Consider the following 24,680-nt stretch of genomic DNA (forward strand, 5'->3'; position numbering starts at 1 on the left):
GGCGGGGGCGGGCGGGCCGGGTGCGGGCGGGCCGGGGGCGAATGGCTGGCCGGATCCCGGATGGCTGATCGGATGCCGGCATCCGGCCCGTCATGCGCGGAAACACCAGCCGGATGGGCCGAACGCCGCGGCCACCCCGACCACTAGGCTCGGGGCATGACCCTGCCGGAAAGCCCTTCCCGCGTGCGCCAGCCGCGCACGTCGCGAGGCGCCGCGCCGACTTTGCACGACGTGGCGCGGGAGGCCGGGGTCTCGCTCGCCACGGCGTCCCGCGTGCTCAACGGCTCGGAGCGGAAGGTCGCCGAGTCGTTCCGCGAGCGCGTCGAGCAGGCGGCCACCGCCCTCGGTTACACCGCGAACCTCTCGGCGCAGGCGACCGCCCGAGGGACGTCGCCGGTCATCGCGCTGCTCGTGGCCGACATCGCCGACCCGTACTTCGGCCTCATCGCCGCCGGCGTCGCCCGCGGAGCCGACGAGCACGGCCTCGTCGTCACGATCTCGGTGACCGAGCGCGACCCGGCGCGGGAGGCGCGGATCGTCCGCGCGCTGCGCGGCCAGAGGCCCCAGGGTCTCATCATCGCGGCCTCGCGATCGACCGGGGAGGACTTCTCGGCGACCGAGGCCGAACTCGACGGGTTCGGCCGATTCGGCAGCCGGGTCGTGACGTTCGGGGCTCGCGTCGGTGACAACCGCCTCGTCGAGATCGACAACCGCTCCGGAGCGGAGGACCTGGGTCGCCGCATGGGCGAGCTCGGCTACCGCTCGGCGATCGTCGTCGGCGCAGCACCCGGCGTGCTCACGTCGGACGAGCGCGTCGCCGGGTTCACGAGCGGCTTCGAGGGGATGGGTGGCACGGTCGACCGTGTGCTCCGCGGCGACTTCCGCCGCGAATCCGGAGCCGAGGCGATGGCAGCCGCGCTCGCCGACGGCGTCGAGCCCGGCACCCTCGTCTTCGGCATGAGCGACGTCATCGCGATCGGGGCGATGTCGGCGATCCGCGCGGCGGGGCGCCACGTGGGGGCGGACATCGCGGTGTGCGGCTTCGACGACGTGCCGTCGGCGACGGACGTGTCGCCCGCGCTCACCACGGTGCGGGTGCCGCTGAGCGAGGTGGGCTACCAGGCGTTCCGCGCGACGGTCGACGAGGACTGGCGCCAGACGCCCCTGCCCCTCGAGGTCGTCGAGCGATCGAGCACGCCGGGGGTGGCCGCATGACCCGCGTGGTGCTGGCGCCCGACAGCTTCAAGGGCACGATCACCGCGGCGGATGCGGCCGCCGCGCTCGCCGACGGATGGGCGACCGTCGAGCCGGATGCCGAGTTCGTGCACCGGCCCATGGCCGATGGCGGCGAGGGGACGGTGGCCGCCTTCGCCGCGGCGATCCCGGGCGCTCGGCGCATGCCCGTCACGGTCGACGGCCCCGCAGGGGCGCCGGTCGACACCGCGTGGCTGCTGCTCCCGCCCGAGGACGGCGCGCCGCGCGGCACCGCCGTCGTCGATCTCGCGTCGACCTCCGGCATCGAGCTGCTCGACGAGCTGCGTCCGTGGGATGCCGACACGAGCGGGTTCGGCCAGGCGATCGCCGCGGCGCTCGACCACGGCGTCTCGCGCGTCGTCGTCGGCATCGGTTCGAGCGCCTCCACGGACGGCGGGATCGGGATGCTGAGCGCACTCGGTGCGCGGTTCCTCGACGCCGCGGGGGCTTCGATGGTGCGGGGTGCGCGCGGGCTCCTCGACCTCGCGTCGGTCGACCTCGGCGCACTGCGTGCGGCCCCCGAGGTGCGCGTGCTCACGGATGTGACCAACCCGCTCGTCGGCCCCCGTGGTGCGGCGGTGGTGTTCGGCCCGCAGAAGGGGTTGGATCCCGCAGGCATCGAATCGGTGGATGCCGCGCTCGCGCGCCTCGCGGACCTGCTCGGCCTCGACCCGTCGCTGCCGGGCAGTGGAGCAGCCGGCGGAACCGGCGCCGCGCTCGTTTCCTGGGGCGCCGTTCTCGCGCCGGGAGCCGCCGAGGTCGCCGAGCTGGTCGGACTCGAATCGGCGATCCGCGGCGCAGACGTGGTCGTCACGGGGGAGGGGTCGTACGACGGGCAGTCCGGCGACGGCAAGGTGCCGTCGTTCATCGCCGGCCTCGCCGCAACGGCGGGCGCCACGCCGATGCTCGCGGCCGGACGCATCTCCGACGACTCCGACACATCGCTGTTCACGGCGTCCGCCTCGCTCACCGAGCTCGCCGGGTCATCCGCTGCCGCGCTCGCCGACCCCGCGCGCTGGCTGCGCGAGGCCGGCGCGGCGCTCGCCCGCTCGCGCTGAGCGGCGTCGTCGATCGCCGCGTTTCGTCTCGTCGTTGAGCGAGCGGACCCTCCCGGGTCGTTGAGCGAGCGGAGCGAGACCAAACGCGGTGGCGACCGCGGTTGTCCTCTGGGCATGACGACCGCCGTCGTGTAGTCAGGAATCAACCGAAAGGGATGCCATGCGCTACATGATCACGATCTTCACCGACGACGACGCGCGCCGACAGTGGGAGGAGGATCGGTCGGTGTTCGACGACGTGCACCGCCGCCTCTTCGAGGAACTGCGGAAGTCCGGCGAGTTGGTCGACGGCAACGAGCTCGATCCTGACGACGCCACGGTCATCGGTGTGCGCCGCGGCGAGAAGGTGACGACCCGCGGGCCGTTCACCGAGGGCGTCGAAGTCATCGGCGGGTATTACATCGTCGATGTCGCGAGCCGGGACCGCGCCGTGGAGATCGCGGCGGGTCTTGCCGAGACGCGCTTCTCTCCGGTCGAGGTGCGTCGACTCAAGCACTGATGCGGGCGGTGTCCTCCCCAGCGCCGCCGACACGTCGTCTTCACGAGAATCCATCCCACGAAGGAGAGAATCATGGAGTACCTGCTTTTCATCGTCAACGATCCGGCCGCCCCGCCGTACGTTCCCGAAGAGGACGACATCGAGGACTGGGCCGCCGACCTCGAACGTCGCAACGCGAACCGCGTCGGGAATCGGCTGCGGCCGCCCTCTGATGCGACAACCGTCACGGTCCGCGACGGCCGAACGATTCTCACCGACGGCCCGTTCACCGAGACGAAGGAGTGGATCGCGGGGTTCGACCTGATCGACGTCGCCGACCTCGATGAGGCCATCGAGATCGCGTCCCGGCACCCGATGGCGCGGTTCGGGCGCGTCGAGGTGCGGCCCGTGTGGCCGATGGAGTGAGCGCATGATCGACGAGGGGGCGGCCGTCGACGCCGGCAGGGTGCTCGCCGAGACGGTCGCCGCCGAGCGTCTGCGCATCGTCGCCACGCTCATCGCGCGCACCGGAGACTGGGAGCTCGCGGAGGATGCGGTGCAGGATGCCGTGGCGCGGGCGCTCACAGCCTGGCCCCGCACCGGCATCCCCCGCAACCCGGGAGCGTGGCTCACCACTGCTGCGCGGAACGCGGCGATAGACGTGCTCCGGCGGGCGAACACCGAGCGCTCCACCATGCAGAGGGCGGCGGTGGAGGCGCTGATCGACGTCGAACACGCACGCTCTGCGGCCGTCGGAGCCGTGCCGGATCAGTCGGCTGCGGTTCTCGACGACGACCGGCTGAGGCTGATCTTCACCTGCTGCCACCCGGCCCTCTCGATGGAGGCCCGAGTGGCGCTCACGCTGCGCACAGTCGTCGGTCTCGAGGTCGATGAGGTGGCTCGCGCGTTCCTGGTCTCGACGTCCACGATGCAGAAGCGGCTCGTTCGCGCGCGGGCGAAGATCCGCGACGCGGCTATCCCATATCGGGTGCCGAGCGCCGAGCAGCTGCCGGCACGCACGGATGCGGTGCTCGCGGTCCTCTACGCGCTGTTCACAGAGGGGTATTCGGGTAGTCGTGAACTCGTGCGGGTTCCGCTCGCCGACGAGGCCATCCGTCTCACGCGACTGCTCGACGCGCTCATGATCGACGCGCCGCAGCTCCCTGAAGTGCGCGGGCTGCTCGCGCTCATGCTGTTCCAGCACTCACGTGCAGCCGCACGACTCGATGCCGACGGCGACCTCGTCCTCCTCGCCGACCAAGACCGCACCCGCTGGGATGCACGCATGATCGGTCACGGCGTCCACGCGCTCGCCGCAGCGGAGTCGGCCCGCCTCCGGTTCGACGGCGTCGCCGGGCCCTATCGGCTGCAGGCGGAGATCGCGATGCTGCACGCCACCTCCCCGTCGGCCGACGCGACGGACTTCGCGCGCATCGCCGAGCTCTACGGAAGACTCGCTCGGGTAGCGCCGTCGCCGGTCGTCGAACTGAATCGCGCGATCGCCGTGAGCTTCGCGGAGGGCCCGGACGCCGGCCTCGCCGTCGTGGACGCCATCGACGGCGGTGCGCTCGACGGGTATCACCTGCTGCACGCGACGATCGCAGACCTGCAGCGTCGTGCCGGACGGGATGCCGAGGCGCTCGGGCAGTACCAGCGTGCGGTCGAGCTCGCACCGACCGAAGCGGAGCGGCGGTTCCTGCGGCGGCGCATCGTCGAGGTCGGGGGAAGCCCCTCATCCCCTCGTTGAGCGAGCGGAGCGGACGAAACTCCCCGGACTCAGCCCTCCAGCGCGGCGGAGACGACGGCCCGCGCCTCCTCCTGCACCTCGGCGAGGTGTGCGGGGCCGCGCAGGCTCTCCGCGTACAGCTTGTAGACGTCCTCCGTGCCCGACGGACGGGCTGCGAACCAGGCGTGCTCGGTCTGCACCTTGAGTCCGCCGATCGCGGCGCCGTTGCCTGGCGCGTGCGAAAGCTTCGCGGTGATCTCCTCGCCCGCGAGGGTCGTGGCGGCGACGGCATCCGGCGCGAGTTTGCCGAGCGTCGCCTTCTGCTCGGGGGTGGCCGGGGCGTCGACGCGCTGGTAGGCCGACGAGCCGAACGCCTCCTCGAGCTCGCGGTACCGCTCCGAGGGGGTCTTGCCGGTGACGGCGATGATCTCCGCCGCGAGCAGGCACAGCAGGATGCCGTCTTTATCGGTCGACCAGACGCTGCCGTCCTTGCGGAGGAACGACGCACCGGCCGACTCCTCGCCGCCGAACGCGACGGTGCCGTCGAGCAGGCCGGGGACGAACCACTTGAAGCCCACCGGCACCTCGAGCAGACGGCGGCCCAGGGACTCCGCGACGCGGTCGATGATCATCGACGACACGAGCGTCTTGCCGACCGCGGCGTCGCGCGGCCACTCGGCGCGGTGCGAGAACAGGTAGTCGATCGCGACCGCGAGGTAGTGGTTGGGGTTCATGAGCCCGGCGTCGGGGGTGACGATGCCGTGACGGTCGGCATCCGCGTCGTTCCCCGTGAGCACGTCGAAGTCGCCCTTCTTGGCGACGAGGGAGGCCATGGCCGACGGCGACGACGGATCCATGCGGATCTTCTCGTCCCAGTCGAGAGTCATGAAGCGCCAGGTCGGGTCGACCTCCGGATTCACGACGGTGAGGTCGAGGTCGTGGACTTCCTTGATGAGCGCCCAGTAGTCGACCGATGCGCCGCCGAGAGGGTCGGCGCCGATCCGCACACCAGCCCGGCGGATGGCGTCGACGTCGATGATCGACGCGAGGTCGCGCACATAGGCGTCGCGGAAGTCGTAGCTCGGCAGGGCGTCCCAGTCGATGTCGGCGAAGCGCTCGCGCTTGACGCCCTCGAGGCCGCTCGCGATCAGCTCGTTCGCGCGGTCGGCGATCCATCCGGTCGCGTCCGTGTCGGCGGGGCCGCCGTGCGGCGGGTTGTACTTGAAGCCGCCGTCGCGCGGCGGGTTGTGCGAGGGGGTGACGACGATGCCGTCGGCGCGACCTGCGGCATCCGGTGCGAGGTCGCGGTTGAAGGTGAGGATCGCGTGGCTCAGCGCGGGCGTCGGCACCCAGGAGTCGCGCGCATCGACCCGCACGTCGACGCCGTTCGCGACGAGGACCTCGATCGCGCTGCGCTCGGCCGGCAGCGAGAGCGCGTGCGTGTCTCGGCCGAGGAAGAGGGGACCGGTGATGCCCTGCGCGGCGCGGTAGTCGACGATCGCCTGCGTGGTGGCGAGGATGTGATTCTCATTGAAGCTGTTCGAGAGCGAGGAGCCGCGGTGTCCGCTCGTGCCGAAGACGACCCGCTCGGCCGCGACGTCCGGATTCGGCCTCCGGTCGTAGTAGGCCGCGATCAGCTCGTCGACGTCGATCAGGTCAGTGTCCTCCGCGGGGAGGCCGGCACGGCTCGTCATGCAGACAGTCTGCCCCCATCTCGGCATCCGCGCATCTCGATGTCCGGTCCTTGACAGCGGGCTATCCGGGAGTCTCGAGATCCCGCGCTTGCTCTAAGGTGAAACGCGTGACTGAACGCCGCACCTACAGCTATCTGGGTCCCGCCGGAACGTTCACGGAGGCGGCGCTCGACCAGGTCGCCGAGGCGCGAGGTCAGGACTGGCGTGCCGTGCACAACGTCGGCGAGGCGCTCGCCGACGTGCTCGAGAGGCGCAGCTACGCGGCGATGATCGCGATCGAGAACTCGATCGAGGGTGGCGTCTCCACGACGCAGGATGCCCTGGCGACCCTGCCCGGACTCCGCATCATCGGCGAGTACCTCGTGCCGGTGAACTTCGTGCTCGTGGCGCCGCGCGGCACGACGCTCGCCGACGTGCAGGTGATCGCCGCGCATCCGGTCGCCTACGCGCAGTGCCATGGCTGGCTCGGCGCGAACGTGCCGTCGCACTCGCACGTACCCGCGGCGAGCAACGTCGCCTCGGCGATCGGCGTACTCGACGGATCGCTCCCCGCGCAGGCGGCGATCGCCGCCCCCGGCATCGTGAAGCACCTCGACGTCGATGTGCTGGCTGATGGCATCGGCGACAACGCGCAGGCCGTCACCCGGTTCGTGCTCGTCACGCGGACGACCACCGCTCCCGCGCCCACCGGCGCCGACAAGACCTCGCTCATCGTGGAGTTGCCGCACGACCACCCGGGTTCGCTGCTCGAGATGCTGGAGCAGTTCTCGACCCGCGGCATCAATCTGTCTCTCATCGAATCGCGGCCGATCGGCGACGAGCTGGGACGCTACCGATTCGTCATCGACGCCGACGGGCACATCTCGCACGAGCGCATGGCCGACGCGTTGCTCGGCATCCGCCGGTTCAGCCCGCGCGTCGTGTTCCTCGGCTCGTACCCGCGAGCCGACCGCCAGATCGTGCAGTACCCCGACCGCTACGCCGACGACGTGTTCGTCGAGGCGCGAGACTGGCTGCGCGGCATCCTCTCCGGCGAGCCCGAGGCGTAGCCGGCGCTGGGTCCGCCACCCAGGCCGGGGTCAGTGCTCGACGAACATCGGCCAGGCGCTGCCCGGCCGCATCTTCGAGTGCAGCGCCCCCTTCGCCGAGGCGAGGCTCGGGTAGGTGCCGGCCGCGGCATCCGAGCCCGCCATCACGACGGTGTATCCCTCGTCGTCGTGGCGGATGCTGCCGACCACCCCGTTGGTGCCGTAGGCCACCCACAGTGCCAGGGTCTTGGTGCTCATCGTCGAACCCCTTCCGTTGCCGCTGACGCTACGCCTCGGCGACGACGAAAACCAGCCCCCGGGGAACGGCGGATGCCGTGCGCTACCGCATCGCCGCGGCGACGAGCTCGAGCGTCTGTGCGCGACCCGCGGCGCTGTCGCGCGGCTCGGACTCGTATGCGCCGGCGACCGGCGAGAGCATGACCTCGTCGACGCCGTGTGTCGCGGCGAACGCGCGGGTCTCGTCGGCCACCGACTCGCCCGTGCCGACGAACCAGCGCGAGCGCGCAGCCTCGACGACCTGGTCGGTTGCGGCATCCGTCTCGGCGGCGAGTGCTTCCTCGACCGTCTCGAGCGCGACCAGTGGCTTGTTCAACCGCAGGCGCGCCATCATGCGCAGCTGCGGCAGGGCGCGAGCCTCGGCTTCCTCTCGCGTCGGCGATGCGACCGCGTTCACGGTGAGGAAGGTGCGGGGCTCGGGGTGCTCCTCGCTGGGCCGGTAGCCGCTGCGATAGAGGTCGAGCGCTCGCTCGAGCCCCTGCCCGGAGAAGTGGTTCGCGAACACATAGGGCAGTCCGTGAGAGGCGGCGAGCTGAGCGGAGTAGTCGCTCGAACCGAGCAGCCACACCTCGGGGGCTCCGGTGGCGGCGGGCGTGGCGCGCACGGTGTACTCGCCGCCGGACGTGAACCGGACGGTCGCGCCGTCGCCCGACACGAGGGCCCCGATGTCCTGCACATGACGCGGGAACTGCTCGACATCGCTGGTCGTGCCCGAGCCGCGCAGCAGCTGCGTGATGACGGGGTCGCTGCCGGGTGCGCGGCCGAGGCCCAGGTCGATGCGGCCGGGCGCGATCGCTTCGAGCGCGGCGAACTGCTCCGCGACGATGAGCGGCGCGTGGTTCGGCAGCATGACACCGCCCGAGCCCAGACGGATCGTCGAGGTGCGCGTCGCGGCGGCGGCGATGAGCACCGGGGGAGTGGTGGATGCCACCGCGGGCATGTTGTGGTGCTCGGCGAACCAGTACCGGCGATAACCCAGCCGGTCGGCCGCCTCGGCGAGGGACAGCGAGGCGGCGATGGCCTCGGCGCTGGTCTGCCCGGTGCGCACCGGGACGAGGTCGAGGACGGAGAGAGCAGTCACCCCGACCCCAACGTCGGGGCGCGTGCGGGCATTCCCGCGCGTGCGGATGCCGGAGCCTCGTGCCCGCCGCCGACCCACCCCCTCGTGCGCGAGCCACCCCCACGCGCACGCCACACGCGGGGGTGGCTCGGCGCGAAAGGGGTGGCTCGGCGATTGTGGTGGGGGATGGGGGGCGGAGCGAGGCTCCGCCCCGCCGGATCAGGCGTCGATCGCCTGACGCTGTTCCGTCGACTCGACCGTGATCTTGCGCGGCTTGGCCCGCTCGCTGACCGGGATGATCACCGACAGGACGCCGCTCTCGTAGGAGGCGCTGATGCCGTCGAGGTCGACTCCGTCGCCGAGCGTGAACTGGCGGAGGAACGACCCGGCGCCGCGCTCGCGTGCGAGCCAGCGCACGCCCTCGCGGGTGTCAGCGGTGCGCTGTGCGCGGATCGTCAGCTGCCCGCCGTCGAGATCGACGTCGATCGAGCCCGGGTCCGCGCCCGGCAGGTCGGCGTGCAGGATGTAGCGGTCGCCGTCGCGGTAGAGATCCACCGGCATCAGCCGGGGTGCGCGAACGGAGTCCAGCACGCTCGCGGCGAAGCGATCGAGCTGGCTGAAGGGATCGAAGGTCAGTGCCATGAGGTTCTCCTTTCGTGCGGCCCAGAGGGCGGAATGGGTGATGCAGGTAATCTGCATCCGTTGCTGTAGATTTTTTATAGAACATGACGAGATAGAATGCAAGTCCCAGTGAAGGAACGTCAATGAGCGATCGAGACCCAGGGATGCCGGTGTACGGCATCGCCGTCGCCGCACAGTTGAGCGGCGTGCCCGAGGCGAGCCTGCGCCTGTTCGAGGCAAAGGGGCTGATCGCGCCCGCGCGCAGTGACGGCGGCACGCGGCGCTACAGCGATGACGACCTCGCGCGCGTTCGCCGCGTCACCGACCTCCGCGACGAGGGCATCAACATCACCGGCATCCGACGCGTGCTCGACCTGCAGGACGAGAACGCCGACCTCCGCGGGGAACTGGCCGAGGGAGCGACCGGACGCGAGTGAGCCGCGCGACCGACGGCAGTATCTTGAGGGCATGGATGCCGAGATCTTCTACGTGCTCGTCGGTGCGGTCGTCGTGGCGGCGATCGCGCGATGGCGGGGGTGGCCGGCGCCGCTGCTGGTGACGGTGGTCGCGCTCGCGGCATCCTTCCTCCCCTTCGTCCCAGACGTCGAGATCGACGGTCACCTGCTGCTGAACCTCGTGCTGCCGCCGCTGCTGTACTCGGCCGCACTCGACGTGTCGTTCGTCGGGTTCAAGCGCAGCCTGCCGCAGATCCGGCGCCTCGGGATCACCCTCGTGCTGCTGACCGCGTTGGCGGTGGGTTTCGTCGCGTGGTGGATCCTGCCCTCCCTCACCCTTCCCGGCGCGCTGCTGCTCGGCGCGATCGTCGCGCCGCCCGACGCGGTGTCAGCGGCGGCGATCGGTCGCAAGCTCGGCCTCCCTCGCCGCATCATGACCGTGCTGTCGGGGGAGAGTCTCATCAATGACGCGACCTCGCTGACGCTGTACCGGGTGTTCGCGGCGATCCTCGCGGGCGCCACCCTCACGGTGTGGGACGGCATCTGGCAGTTCCTCCTCGCCGTCGGCGTGGGCGTCGCGGTCGGGCTCGTGTTCGGTGCCGTGCTGCATCAGTTGCGCATGCGCATCGCCGACCCGGTCGTGATCGGCACGTTCGGCCTGCTCGCTCCGTTCGGCGCCTATGCGATCGCCGAGCACCTGCTCGGGTCGGGAGTGCTCGCCGTCGTGGCGATGGGCCTCTTCGTCGGCTACAACTCGCCGCGCACCGACTACACGACGCGTCAGCAGGAGAAGCCGCTGTGGCTGTCGGCCGACCTGCTGCTCGAGAGCTTCGTGTTCGCGTACATCGGGCTGCAGTTCCCGCGCGTGCTCAGCGACCTGGGCGGTGAGGAGGTCGGCCGCATCCTGCTGCTTTCCGGAGCGGTGCTGCTCGTGGTGCTCGTCGTGCGTCCGCTGTACGTGTATCCGACGAACGCGTGGGCCAACTTCCAGGACCGTCGACGCCTCGCCCGCTGGGACCGTGCGGTCGAATCCGGCGCCTTCGACGGAAGACGGCGCGAGTCGAAGCGCTGGCGAGAGTACGACCCCGAGGAGATGCGGTCGAAGATCGTTCGCGACCGGATGGCCGGTCTGCAGCTGACCTGGAAGGACAACGCGATCATCTCGTGGGCGGGCATGCGCGGCGTCGTCACGCTCGCGACCGCGCTCGCCGCGGCCGATCTCGCGACGCTCGGCACCGAGCTGTCGCACGCGATCGTCGTGGTGGCGTTCATCGTGACGGTCGGCACGCTGCTGCTGCAGGGGCTGACGCTGCCGGTGCTGATCCGCGGCCTGGGTATCGCCAGCGACGCCGACGAGCAGGACGACGAGAGGGCGCTCGAGGCGGTCAAGGCGAAGAGCCGCGAGGCGGGCAAGAAGTACCTCGCCGAGAAGCGCGCCGAATGGGAGGCGAAGCACGGCCACGTCGACCTCGAGATGTTCGACGCGTTCACGCGGCGCATGACGCGGGTCGAGCGCGACACCGACGAAGCGCAGGAGGTGGAGGATGCCGCGCACGCGCGCCCCTCGTTCGACGACCTCGCCGCACTGTCACGGGGGTGGCTGCAGGTGCGGCGCGACATCCTGCTCGAGGAGCGCGACGCCGGCAACCTCGACGAGGAGGTCATGCGCGAGCTGCTCGCTGCGATGGATGCCGAGGAGCTGGCGCTCGACACCCGCGGCGCCACGCGGCAGCAGGGTCGCGCCTGACCCGCCGCCTGACCCGCCGCCCCGCACTCGCGTCCCCGCCCCGCACTCGCGTCCCCGCCCCGCAGCATCCGCCCCGCGCCCCGCGCACCGCGCCTGCGTCGACGCCCCTGCTGATCGCCGACGCCCCCTCTCATTGACGTGAATGAGAGGGGGCGTCGTAGCCGGGCAGGGGCCTCGGCGTGGTGTGCCCGCGTTCAGCAGGTGTGTCGAGACCTCCGGGGTCAGCGCGCTCCGGCGGGCTCGGTCGCAGATGCCGTCGCGTCCGCCTCGGGCTCGTCGTCGCTGTCGTCGGCGAAGGGCAGGCCCTCGCGCGGCGCGTTGTAGAGCTCCTCGTTCAGGATGCCCTCGCGCTTGGCGACGATCGCCGGGACGAGCGCCTGGCCCGCGACGTTCACCGCGGTGCGACCCATGTCGAGGATCGGGTCGATCGCGAGCAGCAGTCCGACACCCTCGAGCGGCAGACCCAGGGTCGACAGCGTGAGCGTGAGCATGACGGTCGCGCCGGTGGTGCCGGCGGTGGCGGCGGAGCCGACGACCGACACGAGCACGATCAGCAGGTACTGCACGATGTTCAGCTCGATGCCGAAGAACTGCGCGACGAAGATCGCGGCGATGGCCGGGTAGATCGCGGCGCAGCCGTCCATCTTCGTCGTCGCGCCGAAGGGTACCGCGAACGAGGCGTAGGAGCGGGGCACACCGAGGTTACGCTCGGTCACGCGCTCGGTGAGGGGCAGCGTGCCGATCGACGAACGGCTGACGAAGCCGAGCTGCACGGCGGGCCACACGCCCGAGAAGTACTGCTTGATCGACAGGCCGTGCGTCTTCACGAGCACCGGGTAGACGACGAACAGCACGAGCGCGAGGCCCACGTACACCGCGATCGCGAACCAACCGAGGGACGCGAGCTTCTCCCAGCCGTACTTGACGACGGCGGCGCCGATGAGGCCGAACGTGCCGAGCGGGGCGATGCGGATGATCCACCACAGCACGCGCTGGATGACCTTGAGCAGCGACTCGGTGAAGGCGAGGAACGGCTCGGCCTTCTTGCCCGCCTTGAGCGCGGCGATGCCCACGGCGACCGCGACCACGATGACCTGCAGGATGTTGAAGCTCACGCTCGAGGTGAAGGTGCCTTCGGTGGCTCCGGGGTTCGTGCTGACGCCGATCCCGAGGAAGTTCTGGGGGATCAGCCCGAGCAGGAAGTTCCACCAGGTGCCGACCGTGTACGGGTCGCTGGGCTCGAGGCCCTCGCCGGCGCGTGAACCGGGCTGGATGACGAGCCCGAGCGCGATGCCGATCGTCACGGCGATGAACGCGGTGATGGCGAACCAGAGCAGGGTCTGGCCGGCGAGGCGGGCGGCGTTCTGCACGCGGCGCAGGTTCGAGATGCTGGCGACGATCGCCGTGAAGATCAGCGGCACGACGGCGGCGCGCAGCAGCGTCACGTAGGAACTGCCGATCGTGTCGAGGGTCGCGGAGAGGCCGTTCGGGCTGTCGGCGGTCGCGCCGAGCTGCCGGGCGATGAGGCCCGCAGCGATGCCGAGGACGAGGGCGGCGAGGATCTGGAAGCCGAACGAGGTCAGCAGCTTCCGGACCGGCCCGCGAGTGTCGGGCGCCTTGGTGCGCGCAGTGGTGCTCATGGGGTGGGGAACTCCAGGATCGATGCGCGCCGGGGGAGCGCGCGGGAACAGAACGATGCGCGCGAATGCGCGCCATATCGCTCAACGCTAGGAGCGCGCCGTCATTCCCCGTGCCGATATGACGAAGGATGACGGATGCCGAAGCATCCGTCATCCTTCGGGACGGTCCGGGTCGGTGTCAGGCGACGCACTCCTCGAGGTGATCCGTGATGATCTTCTGAGTCAGGTCCTTATCGTCCTGATTGGCCTGCCGGTCCTCACCGCTCGCGAGGTAGTTGAGTGTCTCATCGCTGAGGTCGGAGTCGACGAGGTACTCGGCGAAGCACTGCGAGGCGTCGTCGTCGATCTGGTCGCCGAGCCCCTGCTCTTCGAAGACCTTGCCGATGCCCTCGGCGACGTCGTCCACCGACGGGCGGGAGGGGCCGCCGCAGGCGGCGAGCGAAAAGGCGAGGGCCGCGATGGGCAGAGCCATGAGGAGGCGGGAGGCGGGGCGCAGGTTCCGGTCGTTGAGCTTCATGCTCACCAGAATATTGGCGCACAGCGAATTCATAGAGGGGGTTGCATGGGGACAAATCCCCACCCCATGATCTGTCCCCGCACCGCGCGCTCTGTCACGATGGCGTCATGTTCATGGTGACGACGAACGACATCCCCGGCTACCGCATCACTCAGGTGCTCGGCGAGGTCATGGGCCTGACGGTGCGCTCGACCGACTTCGGGCAGGGGTTCGCCGCGGGGTTCCGCTCCCTCGGCGGCGGCGAGATCCCCGAGTACACGCAGGTCATGTACGAGGCCCGCCAGGTGGTGATGGGGCGCATGTGGACCGAGGCGCAGCAGCGCGGCGGCAACGCGATCGTGGCCATGCGGTTCGACGCCGGATCGATCGCGAACTTCACCGAGATCTGCGCCTACGGCACCGCCGTCGTCGTCGAACCCCTCGCGCCGCCCGCGCCCCAGCCTCCCCAGCCGCCGCAGCCGCCCGTCGTCTGACGCTCAGTCCAGCACGAGCAGGTCGCCCACCTCGCACTGCAGCGCGTCGCAGATCGCGCGCAGCGTCGAGTAGCGGATCGCCCTGGCCCTGTCGTTCTTCAGCACCGACAGGTTCACGATGCTCACGCCCACCCGCGTGCTCAACTCGGTGAGCGTCATGCCGCGTTCGGCCAGCAGCTCGTCGAGACGGCAGTGGATGCCGGTGAGCTCGTCGCCGCTCTCGGCCGGAGTCACACCAGGCCCTCCGTGTCCTTCTGCAGGCGGTCGCCGATCGAGAACACCGTGGTGATGAGTGCCACGACGAAGGCGCCGAGGATGAACGTGAAGGGCTCGACGGTGATGACGGCGTTGTCGATCCCGTTGTCGGTGACCCGCGAGATCGTGGCGTTCGCGAGCATGTTGTCGAAGAATCGCACCGCCGCGAAGCCGAGGAGACCGGTGATCCCCGCCGTCGCGACGAGCGCGGTGCGTCCTCGGCCGAAGATGCGTCCGCCGATCGTCCTCCGGGCGAGCAGGATCAGGCAGGAGACGACGACCACGACGGTGATGATCTGCACCACCTGCGCGATGATCCCTGGCACGATGGCGATGAGGGGGAGCTGCGGCGCGGTGATAGTGCCGCTCTCGAGTGCGACCGCGATGGTGCCGCCGGTCGACAGGGGCAGGTCGACGCTGTCGCCGAGGAACTCGACGGCCACGGGCACCTGCTGACCGCCGGCCAGCTCGATGATCCGGATGATCGAGGACACCGTGAAGTAGATGGCGATGACGGCGCCGGCGAGGCAGAACCCGACGAGGGCTGCGACGTCGCCGCGGCTCAGCGCGCGGTCGTTCTTCGTGGAGGACATGGTCCGCTCCTTATCGACTATCGTTGTTACCGACAATCGTTAACATATCGACTTTCGATATGCGCGTCAACAGCGGCTCCGACATCCGTCCGTCATCCGGCGACCCGGCGCTATGCCGACGGCGAACACGGGCATACTGCCTCCGCACGGTGGTTACTCTCGATGTACAGGCGCGGAGACCGTCGAGGGATCCTCGCTTCGCCCCAGTGCGAATAAGGAGTCACAGCATGTTCGAGAGATTCACCGACCGAGCCCGTCGTGTGGTCGTCCTCGCCCAAGAAGAGGCGAAGATGCTCAACCACAACTACATCGGCACCGAGCACATCCTGCTCGGTCTCATCCACGAGGGCGAGGGCGTCGCCGCCAAGGCGCTCGAGAGTCTCGGCATCTCCCTTGACGCCGTCCGCGAGCAGGTTCAGGACATCATCGGCCAGGGTCAGCAGCAGCCGACCGGCCACATCCCGTTCACGCCGCGCGCCAAGAAGGTGCTCGAGCTCAGCCTCCGTGAGGCGCTTCAGCTCGGCCACAACTACATCGGCACCGAGCACATCCTGCTCGGTCTCATCCGCGAGGGAGAGGGCGTCGCCGCACAGGTGCTCGTCAAGCTCGGCGCGGACCTCAACAAGGTGCGCCAGCAGGTCATCCAGCTGCTGTCGGGTGCGCCCGGCCGCGAGCCGGCATCCGTCGGCGCCCAGTCCAACGACACCCCTGCCGCTCAGGGCGGATCGCAGGTGCTCGACCAGTTCGGTCGCAACCTGACGCAGGCGGCGCGCGACAACAAGCTCGACCCGGTCATCGGGCGCGAGAAGGAGATCGAGCGGGTCATGCAGATCCTCTCCCGCCGCTCCAAGAACAACCCCGTGCTGATCGGCGAGCCCGGCGTCGGCAAGACCGCTGTCGTCGAGGGCCTCGCCCAGGCGATCGTCAAGGGCGACGTGCCCGAGACGCTGAAGGACAAGCAGCTCTACTCGCTCGACCTCGGCTCGCTCATCGCCGGTTCCCGCTACCGCGGCGACTTCGAGGAGCGCCTGAAGAAGGTCACCAAGGAGATCCGCACGCGCGGCGACATCATCGTCTTCATCGACGAGATCCACACCCTCGTGGGTGCGGGTGCCGCCGAGGGCGCGATCGATGCCGCCAGCATCCTCAAGCCGCTCCTCGCTCGTGGCGAGCTGCAGACCATCGGCGCGACCACGCTCGACGAGTACCGCAAGCACTTCGAGAAGGATGCTGCGCTCGAGCGCCGCTTCCAGCCCATTCAGGTGAACGAGCCGAGCCTGCCCCACGCGATCAACATCCTCAAGGGGCTGCGCGACCGCTACGAGGCGCACCACAAGGTGCAGATCACCGACGGTGCGATCGTCGCGGCGGCGAACCTCGCCGACCGCTACGTGTCTGACCGCTTCCTGCCCGACAAGGCCATCGACCTGATCGACGAGGCCGGCGCCCGCCTGCGCCTGTCGATCCTGTCGAGCCCGCCCGAGCTGCGGGAATTCGACGAGAAGATCGCCAAGGTCCGCGAGCAGAAGGAGATCGCCTCGGAGGAGCAGGACTTCGAGAAGGCCGCGTCGCTGCGCGACGAGGAGAAGAGCCTCCTCGCCGAGCGCCTGCGCCTCGAGAAGCAGTGGCGCTCGGGTGACGTCGCGACCCAGGCGGTCGTCGACGAGGGCCTGATCGCCGAGGTGCTCGCCCAGGCCACCGGCATCCCCGTGTTCAAGCTGACCGAGGAGGAGTCCTCCAGGCTCGTCTTCATGGAGAAGGCGCTGCACCAGCGCGTCATCGGTCAGGAGGAGGCCATCGCGGCCCTCTCCAAGACCATCCGTCGTCAGCGCGCCGGACTCAAGGACCCGAAGCGGCCCTCGGGCTCGTTCATCTTCGCCGGCCCCACGGGTGTCGGAAAGACCGAGCTCGCCAAGGCGCTCGCGGAGTTCCTGTTCGACGACGAGGCCGCTCTCATCTCGCTCGACATGAGCGAGTTCGGTGAGAAGCACACCGTCTCGCGTCTGTTCGGTGCCCCTCCCGGGTTCGTCGGATTCGAAGAGGGTGGTCAGCTCACCGAGAAGGTGCGCCGCAAGCCGTTCAGCGTCGTTCTCTTCGACGAGATCGAGAAGGCGCACCCGGACATCTTCAACTCGCTCCTGCAGATCCTGGAAGAGGGTCGTCTGACCGACGGCCAGGGTCGCGTGATCGACTTCAAGAACACCGTCATCATCATGACCACCAACCTCGGTGCTCGTGACATCGCCGGTGGTCCGGTCGGCTTCCAGATCGAGGGCAGCAACGCCACGACCTACGAGCGCATGAAGGGCAAGGTCAACGAGGAGCTGAAGCGCAACTTCAAGCCCGAGTTCCTGAACCGTGTCGACGACATCATCGTGTTCCCGCAGCTGAACAAGGAGGAGCTGGTGCAGATCGTCGATCTGTTCACCAAGCGCCTCGGCGAGCGTCTGCTGGACCGCGACATGACGATCGAGCTCTCGCTGGCCGCCAAGGAGCGCCTCATCGAGATCGGATTCGACCCGGCGCTCGGCGCCCGGCCGCTGCGTCGCGCGATGCAGCACGAGGTCGAGGACCGTCTGTCGGAGAAGATCCTGCACGGCGAGCTCAACCCCGGCGACCACGTGAAGGTCGATGCGAAGGACGGAGAGTTCCTGTTCGAGCACGGTCCGCGCGGCGAGAAGGTCGCGGTCGGCGTGAACACCGGCGGAGGCGAGATCTCGGCCACACCGGATCTCGCGATCACCGGCAACGACTGATTACACCAGAGGAGGGGCGGATGCTGCGGCATCCGCCCCTTCTGTCGTACGCGACCTTCGCGGCCTTGGTCGGAGAACCAAGACGAAGTCGGCCCCGCGACGGCGTGTCGCCCCGAGGCGCGCCGTTCGGTAGTCCGGCTGCCCGGGTTTTCCCGGCGAGCGGCGGGTGAGCCGTTCTAGGCTGGACGAGTGAGCGAGTACATCGTCCGGCCCGCGCGGAGCGCCGACATCGTCGGCATCCGCGACCTCCTGCAGCCCATGGTCGAGCAGCGCATCCTGCTCGGCAAGGACCTCGCCGTGCTCTACGGCGCCGTGCAGGAGTTCGTCGTCGCCGAGGCCGACGGCGAGCTGATCGGATGCGGTGCCCTGCACGTGTTCTGGGAGGACCTGGGGGAGGTGCGCACGCTCATGGTGCGCGAGGACTGGCTGCACCACGGCGTCGGTCGGGCCATCGTCGACCGGCTCGAAGAGCAGGCGCGCGGGCTCGGACTCAGCCGGCTCTTCTGTCTCACCTTCGAGGTCGAGTTCTTCGGCCGTCGCGGCTATACCCCGATCGGCGAACAGGTCGTCGACTCCGACGTCTACTCGCAGCTGCTGCGCAGCGGTGACGCGGGTGTCGAGGAGTTCCTCGACCTCGCGCACGTGAAGCCGAACACCCTCGGCAACACGCGGATGCTGAAGCGGCTCTGATCGCGCCACGCTGAGGGGCGGCGGTCCATCGGATCGTCCATATTCTCCCCCGTTCGCACCATGGGGACGCACGCTCGCCGCGGCTAGCTTCGTGGCAGGACCACGCGTCCTGTCGTCGATGGAGCGAAGTCGACGGCTCGCTGCTGCACGGAGGACCCTCAGATGAACGACCGCCGCCCCGACGTCGGATCGACCATGGACCTGCCCCGGACCGAGGCGCCGGCCGGTCACAGTATCGTCGTGCCCGAGGCGGGGGGCACAGCGCGCGAGGCGCTCGACCGCGGCGACGCCGTCGCGTGGAGCGAGCCGCTCGAGATCCGAACCTACGATGCGGGGGAGCCCAGCATCCATCCGCTCTACCTCGACCAGCGGGTCTACCAGGGGTCGAGCGGCAAGGTCTATCCCATCCCGTTCACCGAGCACATCGCCGACGAGCCGGTGACGCGCACCTGGCAGGCGATCCACCTGGAGAACGAGTATCTGCGGCTCGTCGTGCTGCCCGAACTCGGCGGCCGCATCCACATCGGCTTCGACAAGACCACCGGCTACGACTTCTTCTACCGGAACAACGTCATCAAGCCCGCGCTCGTCGGTCTCGCGGGTCCCTGGATCAGCGGCGGCGTGGAGTTCAACTGGCCGCAGCACCACCGGCCCGGAACCTACCTGCCCGTCGAGACGAGCATCGAGAACGGTGAGGACGGCTCGGTCACGGTGTGGTGCCACGATCACGACCCGTTCACCCGCATGTCGGCGCAGCACGGCATCCGCCTGCGGCCGGGAAGCTCCGTGGTCGAGCTCGTCGCCCGCCTGCACAACCGCACGAGCGAGCGGCAGTCGTTCCTCTGGTGGGCGAACGTGGCGGCGCGCGTGCACGACGAGTATCAGTCGTTCTTCCCGGAGGACGTGCGCTACGTCGCCGACCATGCGCGACGCGCGCTGACGGCGTTCCCGCGGGCCGATCGTCCGTACTACGGCGTCGATTACCCGGCTCTCGCCGCCGAGCACGAGGGAGCCGACCGCATCGACTTCTACCGGAACATCCCCGTGCCGACGTCGTACATGATCGTCGACTCGCAACAGGACTTCTTCGGCGGCTACGACCACGCGGCGGGCGCCGGGTTCGTGCACTGGGCGGAGCGCCGTCATGCCCCGGGCAAGAAGCAGTGGACGTGGGGTGACGCCCCGTTCGGCCACGCGTGGGACGCGCAGCTGACGGATGCCGACGGCCCGTACGTCGAGCTCATGGCCGGCGTCTACACCGACAACCAGCCCGACTTCGCCTGGCTGCTGCCCGGCGAGACCAAGGTCTTCTCGCAGTACTGGTACCCGATCCCCGCCATCGGCGCCGCGCACCAGGCGACGCCCGATGCCGCCGTGCACGTCGAGCGGGGGAGCACGGTCTCCGCACGGTTCGCCGTGACGAGCCCGCGCCCCGGCGCCGCACTCCGCATCTTCGACGGCGAGCGCGTCGTCGCCGAGCGCACGGCTGATCTCGTGCCGGGTGAGCCGCAGACACTGGAGTCGGAGGTCGCGCCGTCACCGGAGCTGTCGGTCGAGCTCCGCGACGCTGTCGGCACGCTGCTCGTTCGCTGGACGCCGTCGGACGCACCCGATGAGGAGCCGTGGGTAGCCGAGGAGCCGCCCGGCCCCGACGACCTCGACAGCGTCGAGGAGCTCTATCTCACGGGGCTCCATCTCGCGCAGAACCGGCACCCCACGCGTTCCCCGCTGCCGTACTGGCGGGCCGCGCTGCGGATCGACCGGGGCGACGCCCGCACCCGCCTCGCCCTTGCCGACCGTGCGTACCGGGCAGGGCGGTTCGAGGCGGCTCTGGAGCACGCGCGCATCGCGATCGCTCGCCTGACCCGCCGCAACGCGAACCCGACGGACACGGAGGCGTACTATCTCGCCGGTCTCGCGCTCGCCCGCCTCGGTCGGGAGGACGAGGCGCAGCAGATGTTCGGCAAGGCGGGCTGGGACGGCACCTGGGCCGCGGCGTCCGGCGTCGAGCTCGTGCGGTCGCTGCTGCGCACCGGGCGGGTGCGCGCCGCCGTGCGCGTGCTCGACCAGCTCGACGCGACAGCCGGGCACGACACCCGCCGCATCGCGCTCCGGGCGCTGGCGCTGCGCGCGCACGGAGACCTCGCCGGGGCGGACGCGATGGCCCGCGCGGCGCTGACCGTCGACCCGCTCGATGCCACTCTGCGCGTGCTCGCCGGTCGGGACCCGGCCGAAGACGCCGGGCTGCTGCTGGACGTCGCGCTGGACCTGACGGTCTCGGGCGCCGGCGATGACGCGCTGCCCCTGCTCGACGCCGCCGTCGCAGCGCCCGTGCGTCGATCCGGCAACGTCCGCCCGGTGGCCGACTACGTCGCGGCGGCGATCCTCGACGACCGTGGAGACCATGCGGAGGCCGCCCGACACCGCGCCAGGGCCCGCGCGGCGGACCAGCGCTGGGCCTTCCCGTTCGGCCTCGACGCCCTGCAGGCCCTCGAGCGTGCGGTCGCCGCGGACCCGTCCGACGCGGTCGCCCTCTCGCTCCTCGGCATGCTGCTCTATGCGCACGGCCGCCGACGCGACGCCGCCGCAGCCTGGAACCAGGCGATCGACTGCGGACACAGGGATGCCGTGCTGCTGCGCAACGCAGCGCTCGCCGCCTACAACGTGGAGCACGACGCGGACCGCGCGTGGGCGCTGTACGCGCAGGCGGTCGAGCTCGCTCCGCGCGACGCGCGCCTCCGCTACGAGCAGGACCAGCTCGCTGCGCGACTCGGCCACCCGGCGGCGGAGCGGCTCGCCTCGCTGCGCCCGGTCGAGGAGCTCGTGCTCACACGTGACGACTTCGCGATCGAGTACGTGCGGCTGCTCGTCGTCGAGGGCGATGCCACGCGCGCCCATGACATCCTGTCGACCCGGTCGTTCCGGCCCTGGGAGGGCGGGGAAGGGCAGGCGATCGCCGCGTGGGATCTCACGCTCGACGCGCTCGGGATGCCGCGCACCGACCCGCCCGCGACGCTCGGTGAGGCCAGGGCGGCTTACGTGCCGCCGGTCGCAAGGCGCGACGACGGAGTGACGGACTACTTCGCCACGAGCCTGCCCGAGCTGCTGCTGTTCACGCAGGAGGCGGAGGACGACGCGTGAGCACGCCGCGTTCCGGCATCCAGGTCGACCTGTCCGCGGGTCGGTATCGGGCGTCGATCGCCAGCGTCGGCGCCACGGTGCGGATGCTTCAACACGACGGCGTGGACCTGATCGTGCCCTTCGCCGCCGACGAGCTGCGCCCCGCGATGTGCGGAGCGCTGCTCGCGCCGTGGCCGAACCGCATCGGCGACGGCGAGTACGCGTTCGCGGGGGAGGTGCACCGGCTCGTGCAGAACGAGCCCGAGACGGGCACGGCGGCGCACGGTCTCGTCGCGTGGAGCGACTTCGCGGTGGTCGAGGCGGATGCCGACCGGGCCATGCTCTCGGCGGTCGTCGCCCCGCAGCCCGGGTATCCGTGGCGGCTGCGCATCGACGTGGACTTCCGGCTCGGGATCGACGGGCTCGCACAGGAGGTGACCGCGACGAACGAGAGCGAGAGCCCGGCCCCGCTCGGTCTCGGCGGGCATCCGTATCTCACCGCAGGGGCCGAGGGCGAGCGCGTCATCGACGATCTGACCGTCGAGCTGAAGGCCGACCGCGTCCTGCTCGTGACGGAGAAGCGGATGCTGCCCGATCGCCTCATCGCGGTCGAGGATGCCGGTGGCCTGGATTTTCGGCGCCCTCGACGCCTCGGCGACACCGTCGTGAACAACGCGTTCACCGGGCTGACGCGCCACGACGGCCGTGCCAGGGCGCGCCTCACCGACGACGAGGGTCGCGGTGCGGAGATCGAGTGGGACGAGCGGTGCCCCTGGGTGCAGGTCTACACGGCCGATCACGGCGTCGGCGTCGACCGCCGGGTCGGGCTCGCCGTCGAGCCGATGACCTGTCCGCCCGATGCCTTCCGCTCGGGTCGCGACCTCCTCGTCGTGCCGCCCGGCGGGTCCGTGAGTGCGGGGTGGGTGATCCGCAGCGTCGGGCGCTGATGCGCGGCATCCGCTCGTCTGGGGCGGTCAGCCCTTGTGCTGGGCGCGGTAGCTCGTCGGATTGACCCCGTGAAGCCGGCGGAAGTGCCGTGAGAAGTACAGCGGGTCGGTGTAGCCGACCGCGGTGGCGATCTCGCGCACCGACAGCGACGTGGTGTCGAGCAGGTTCCGGGCGTGGGTCATGCGCAGGGACGTGTGGAAGGCGGCCGGCCCGCTCCCCGTGGCCTGCCGGAACAGCGCGCTCAGATGCGACGGAGACATGCCGACCAGGGCCGCGAGATCCGCGACGCGGATGTCGCCGTCGACGCGAGATTCCAGGTACCGCATCGCGCGTTCCAGGGCTGAACCCTCACCGGGGAGGATGCTGTCGGCCGCGATGCGGGTGAGCAGGTTCCAGGCGATGCCCGAGGCGACGAGCAGCTGCGGGGGCGACAGCCGCCTCTCCAGCACCGTCACGAGCTCGTCGAACAGGGCGACGACGCGGTCGAGGGACCTCAGGCGCGTGATCGGACTCTGCCGGCCGAGCGTCTGCGCGGCGAGCTCTGTGGCATCCGTCCCGCGTACGTGGAGCCACCAGATGCTCCACGGGTCCTCCTCCGAGGCCTCGTACGAGTGCGGGGTTCCGGCCGAGATCGCGATCGACGTCGACGGGGTGAGCGCATGCGACTCTCCGGCGATCGTCACGGTGCCGCGTCCGGCCACGCACAGCAGCACGACGGTCTCGGCCGCGCCGCGAGCGCGCACACGCCGGTGTCCGCGTGCCAGGGGAAAGTATCCGGCGTCGGTGACGAGCAGTCGACGCGTGCCCGCAGTGGTGAGGGCGGTGTCGACGAGCGGCCGGGGCAGCACGCACAGGCGCTGATGCTCGAAACCCTCCATCCGGTAATGCGGAGGTGGGATGATCGGCGTCTCGTCCATGAGCTGTCCTGAGGGTCGGCGGTGACACGGGCCGCCGTAGCGGTCGATACTGCCAGGCTAAAGCTTCGAGGCGTTCACGCCGGGAGCGGATATATGTGAACACCCGTGTGGTGGAGTCAGAGGAACGTCCATATGATCCGTTTGATCGTCCTCCACTCGTGGCGATCCGGCGGGGTACGGTCGATCTGTTCCGCACACCAGCCGGTCGTCCTGGCCGGTCACGCACGAAGACGAAGGAGTCTCAATGTTCGCCACCCGCAGCCGCCTCTGGGCGCGGACCGCCGCCGGCGGCGCCGCCGTCCTCGCGCTCGCAGCACTCACCGCCTGTTCGTCCGGAATGGAGACCGCCGAGCCCGCTGCCGGCGGTGGAGGCACGTCCGACGGGCCGCTCACGATCGCCCTCATCCAGAAGCAGGGCGACCAGCAGTACTTCATCGACGAGGCGAACGGCGCGAAGGAGGCGGCGAAGGAGGACGGCGACGTCACGATCAACGTCGTCGACGTCAGCACCGACTCGAACAAGGCGATCTCCGAGGTCGAGGCCGCGATCGCCCAGGGCGTCGACGGCATCATCATCGTCGTCCCCGACACCCAGATCGGCCCGCAGGTGATCCAGCTCGCCGCCGACGCCGGCATCCCGCTCATGGCCGCCGACGACCCGATCGTCGACGCGAAGGGCGATGCCGCTCCGTTCACCGGCTTCGACGGCACCTCGATGGGCGAGAAGGTCGGCGCCGAGGCCGCCCGTCTCTACCAGGAGGGCGGATGGGCCGCCGCCGACACCCGCATCCTCTCCGCCTACAAGCAGGACCAGCCGAACTGCGTCGAGCGCGTCGACGGCGCGATCGACGCCTTCTCGCAGGCCGTGCCCGACGGCCCCGAGGTCATCGAGGTCGGCACCGACAACTCCGCCACCGATGCGCAGGACAAGGCGGGCGCCGTGATCACTGCGAACTCCGGCGTGAAGCACTGGGTGGTCTGGGGCTGCAACGACGAGAATGAGACCGGCGTCGTCACGGCGCTGCAGAACGCGGGCGTCGCCCCCGCCGACATCATCGGCGTCGGCCTCGGTGCGTATCTGACCTGCAAGGACTGGAACGCGGGCCAGGAGACCGGCAACAAGTCGGCGCTCTTCATCTCCGGCGTCGAGGTCGGCAAGGCCGCCGTCACCTCGATGGTCGACCTGCTGCGCAACGGCACCGAGCTGCCACCGAAGACGGTCGCCAACACCGAGATCGTGGACGCCTCCAACTGGGAGGAGAAGGGCGTCGTCTGCACCTGACGTCTCTCTCCCGCGGGGCGGCCCTGAGCACGGCCGCCCCGCTTCCCCCGGCATCCGATCACGAGAGGACA

Annotated in this window: 23 protein-coding genes; 14 read left to right on the forward strand and 9 right to left on the reverse strand. The window is 70.1% G+C overall.

Features of this window, described 5'->3' with window-relative positions; translation table 11 throughout:
* The first annotated feature begins 156 nt into the window (after window positions 1-156).
* From M3195_RS16505 to M3195_RS16525, 5 genes are all read left to right on the forward strand, one after another.
* The gene (locus tag M3195_RS16505) at window positions 157-1,215 is read left to right on the forward strand and encodes a LacI family DNA-binding transcriptional regulator (protein ID WP_251589167.1); all 1,059 of its coding nucleotides are present in this window, start codon (window positions 157-159) and stop codon (window positions 1,213-1,215) included.
* Window positions 1,212-2,312: a glycerate kinase gene (locus tag M3195_RS16510; protein WP_251589168.1), complete on the forward strand. Its 1,101-nt coding sequence runs from the start codon at window positions 1,212-1,214 to the stop codon at window positions 2,310-2,312. The genes M3195_RS16505 and M3195_RS16510 overlap by 4 nt, the downstream gene beginning before the upstream one ends.
* A 160-nt stretch (window positions 2,313-2,472) precedes the next feature.
* A complete protein-coding gene (locus tag M3195_RS16515; protein WP_251589169.1) occupies window positions 2,473-2,811 on the forward strand; it encodes a YciI family protein in 339 nt (112 codons plus the stop codon).
* A 72-nt stretch (window positions 2,812-2,883) separates the two neighbouring features.
* Window positions 2,884-3,216: a YciI family protein gene (locus M3195_RS16520; RefSeq protein WP_251589170.1), complete on the forward strand. Its 333-nt coding sequence runs from the start codon at window positions 2,884-2,886 to the stop codon at window positions 3,214-3,216.
* Window positions 3,217-3,220: 4 nt separating this feature from the next.
* Complete coding sequence (locus M3195_RS16525) at window positions 3,221-4,537, forward strand: RNA polymerase sigma factor (RefSeq protein WP_251589171.1); 1,317 nt, start codon at window positions 3,221-3,223, stop codon at window positions 4,535-4,537.
* A gap of 29 nt (window positions 4,538-4,566) precedes the next feature.
* On the opposite strand, the gene pgm is transcribed toward M3195_RS16525, so the two are convergent.
* Entirely contained in the window at window positions 4,567-6,210 is a 1,644-nt protein-coding gene (gene pgm / locus M3195_RS16530; RefSeq protein WP_251589173.1) for a phosphoglucomutase (alpha-D-glucose-1,6-bisphosphate-dependent), read from the reverse strand.
* A 98-nt stretch (window positions 6,211-6,308) separates the two neighbouring features.
* Between pgm and pheA the strand changes: the two genes are divergently transcribed.
* The gene (pheA, locus tag M3195_RS16535; RefSeq protein ID WP_251589174.1) at window positions 6,309-7,259 is read left to right on the forward strand and encodes a prephenate dehydratase; all 951 of its coding nucleotides are present in this window, start codon (window positions 6,309-6,311) and stop codon (window positions 7,257-7,259) included.
* Between the two features lie 30 nt (window positions 7,260-7,289).
* Here pheA and M3195_RS16540 read toward each other — a convergent pair whose 3' ends face one another.
* The 3 genes from M3195_RS16540 to M3195_RS16550 form a co-directional block, all read right to left on the reverse strand.
* Window positions 7,290-7,496, reverse strand: coding sequence for a methyltransferase (locus tag M3195_RS16540; RefSeq protein ID WP_096714383.1), 207 nt, complete (start codon window positions 7,494-7,496; stop codon window positions 7,290-7,292).
* 82 nt (window positions 7,497-7,578) lie between these two features.
* Entirely contained in the window at window positions 7,579-8,616 is a 1,038-nt protein-coding gene (locus tag M3195_RS16545; protein WP_251589175.1) for an LLM class flavin-dependent oxidoreductase, read from the reverse strand.
* A gap of 198 nt (window positions 8,617-8,814) precedes the next feature.
* Window positions 8,815-9,237 (reverse strand): Hsp20/alpha crystallin family protein, encoded by a 423-nt coding sequence (locus tag M3195_RS16550; protein ID WP_251589176.1) that lies wholly within the window; start codon window positions 9,235-9,237, stop codon window positions 8,815-8,817.
* A 122-nt stretch (window positions 9,238-9,359) separates the two neighbouring features.
* On the opposite strand from M3195_RS16550, the gene M3195_RS16555 reads away from it, so the two are divergent.
* Both M3195_RS16555 and M3195_RS16560 read left to right on the forward strand, forming a co-directional pair.
* Window positions 9,360-9,653, forward strand: coding sequence for a MerR family transcriptional regulator (locus tag M3195_RS16555; RefSeq protein WP_096714386.1), 294 nt, complete (start codon window positions 9,360-9,362; stop codon window positions 9,651-9,653).
* 31 nt (window positions 9,654-9,684) lie between these two features.
* Window positions 9,685-11,418, forward strand: coding sequence for a cation:proton antiporter (locus M3195_RS16560; RefSeq protein ID WP_251589177.1), 1,734 nt, complete (start codon window positions 9,685-9,687; stop codon window positions 11,416-11,418).
* Window positions 11,419-11,639: 221 nt separating this feature from the next.
* Here M3195_RS16560 and M3195_RS16565 read toward each other — a convergent pair whose 3' ends face one another.
* The gene (locus tag M3195_RS16565; protein ID WP_251589178.1) at window positions 11,640-13,058 is read right to left on the reverse strand and encodes a dicarboxylate/amino acid:cation symporter; all 1,419 of its coding nucleotides are present in this window, start codon (window positions 13,056-13,058) and stop codon (window positions 11,640-11,642) included.
* 178 nt (window positions 13,059-13,236) lie between these two features.
* Window positions 13,237-13,575 (reverse strand): hypothetical protein, encoded by a 339-nt coding sequence (locus M3195_RS16570; RefSeq protein WP_251589179.1) that lies wholly within the window; start codon window positions 13,573-13,575, stop codon window positions 13,237-13,239.
* Between the two features lie 107 nt (window positions 13,576-13,682).
* Between M3195_RS16570 and M3195_RS16575 the strand changes: the two genes are divergently transcribed.
* Window positions 13,683-14,048, forward strand: coding sequence for a YbjQ family protein (locus M3195_RS16575; RefSeq protein ID WP_251589181.1), 366 nt, complete (start codon window positions 13,683-13,685; stop codon window positions 14,046-14,048).
* A gap of 3 nt (window positions 14,049-14,051) precedes the next feature.
* Here M3195_RS16575 and M3195_RS16580 read toward each other — a convergent pair whose 3' ends face one another.
* A complete protein-coding gene (locus M3195_RS16580; protein ID WP_251589183.1) occupies window positions 14,052-14,282 on the reverse strand; it encodes a helix-turn-helix domain-containing protein in 231 nt (76 codons plus the stop codon).
* Window positions 14,279-14,896, reverse strand: a complete 618-nt coding sequence (locus M3195_RS16585) for a hypothetical protein (RefSeq protein ID WP_251589185.1) — start codon at window positions 14,894-14,896, stop codon at window positions 14,279-14,281. The genes M3195_RS16580 and M3195_RS16585 overlap by 4 nt, the downstream gene beginning before the upstream one ends.
* A 227-nt stretch (window positions 14,897-15,123) precedes the next feature.
* Between M3195_RS16585 and M3195_RS16590 the strand changes: the two genes are divergently transcribed.
* From M3195_RS16590 to M3195_RS16605, 4 genes are all read left to right on the forward strand, one after another.
* Window positions 15,124-17,652, forward strand: a complete 2,529-nt coding sequence (locus M3195_RS16590) for an ATP-dependent Clp protease ATP-binding subunit (protein WP_096714394.1) — start codon at window positions 15,124-15,126, stop codon at window positions 17,650-17,652.
* Between the two features lie 189 nt (window positions 17,653-17,841).
* Complete coding sequence (locus M3195_RS16595; protein WP_251589187.1) at window positions 17,842-18,342, forward strand: amino-acid N-acetyltransferase; 501 nt, start codon at window positions 17,842-17,844, stop codon at window positions 18,340-18,342.
* A 162-nt stretch (window positions 18,343-18,504) separates the two neighbouring features.
* Window positions 18,505-21,483 carry a DUF5107 domain-containing protein gene (locus M3195_RS16600; RefSeq protein WP_251589189.1) on the forward strand — a complete coding sequence of 993 codons (2,979 nt, stop codon included), beginning with the start codon at window positions 18,505-18,507 and terminating at the stop codon, window positions 21,481-21,483.
* A complete protein-coding gene (locus tag M3195_RS16605) occupies window positions 21,480-22,409 on the forward strand; it encodes an aldose 1-epimerase family protein (protein ID WP_251589191.1) in 930 nt (309 codons plus the stop codon). The genes M3195_RS16600 and M3195_RS16605 overlap by 4 nt, the downstream gene beginning before the upstream one ends.
* Before the next feature lie 27 nt (window positions 22,410-22,436).
* Here the strand turns inward: M3195_RS16605 and M3195_RS16610 are convergent, their stop codons facing one another.
* Window positions 22,437-23,327 carry an AraC family transcriptional regulator gene (locus M3195_RS16610; RefSeq protein WP_251589193.1) on the reverse strand — a complete coding sequence of 297 codons (891 nt, stop codon included), beginning with the start codon at window positions 23,325-23,327 and terminating at the stop codon, window positions 22,437-22,439.
* 244 nt (window positions 23,328-23,571) lie between these two features.
* Here M3195_RS16610 and M3195_RS16615 point away from each other — a divergent pair, with 244 nt between their 5' ends.
* Window positions 23,572-24,609, forward strand: a complete 1,038-nt coding sequence (locus M3195_RS16615) for a substrate-binding domain-containing protein (protein WP_251589195.1) — start codon at window positions 23,572-23,574, stop codon at window positions 24,607-24,609.
* Window positions 24,610-24,680: the final 71 nt, after the last annotated feature.

It is taken from the genome of Microbacterium hydrocarbonoxydans, from assembly GCF_023715885.1.
Classification (GTDB): Bacteria; Actinomycetota; Actinomycetes; order Actinomycetales; family Microbacteriaceae; genus Microbacterium; species Microbacterium hydrocarbonoxydans_C.